The sequence below is a fragment of the Acinetobacter sp. NIOH-H-8 genome (assembly GCF_046635365.1).
Taxonomy (GTDB): Bacteria; Pseudomonadota; Gammaproteobacteria; order Pseudomonadales; family Moraxellaceae; genus Acinetobacter.
On record NZ_JBHDVN010000258.1, the window covers coordinates 1 to 418 of the forward strand.

The 418-nt window shown below is 37.3% G+C and carries 1 protein-coding gene; it reads right to left on the bottom strand.

Annotation, left to right across the window (positions count from 1 at the left end; translation table 11 throughout):
* Positions 1-373 (bottom strand): DUF3231 family protein (locus ACEWB7_RS18115; RefSeq protein WP_411581104.1); only part of this gene is annotated, 373 nt, incomplete at its 3' end.
* Positions 374-418 lie beyond the last annotated feature (45 nt).

The window sequence follows — 418 nt, forward strand, 5'->3', positions numbered from 1 at the left end:
CTGCAGTCGGGCGCTCTGGTGGAGTTGGTGGTAACCCAACACCATTTGCTTTTAACAATGCTTCTAGCTCCGTTAAATCCTGCTTACCTTGTTCAATTGCTTCTTTAATTAGTTGTTTTAAGTCTTCGTCGCCTGTATGGTTTAATAAAGTTTGGTATGCAGCAACCATTGCCTTTCCAGAAAACACAGCTGCCCAAACACCATAAACCTCTCCGTAATGCATCGGTTCATCTGTTGGATTTCCACTTAAAATACCCATTGCAATCCTCCTTATCACATTCAAATTTTGTGCCACCTTTCTCTCATTGCACATTATTAGATTGTCTATTTCTTTAAGTTTTAATCCTGGATTTTCTATTTTCGCGAAAGTCATTTTTTAATTATGGCATTTTAGAAAAACAATACGGTTACTAAATAT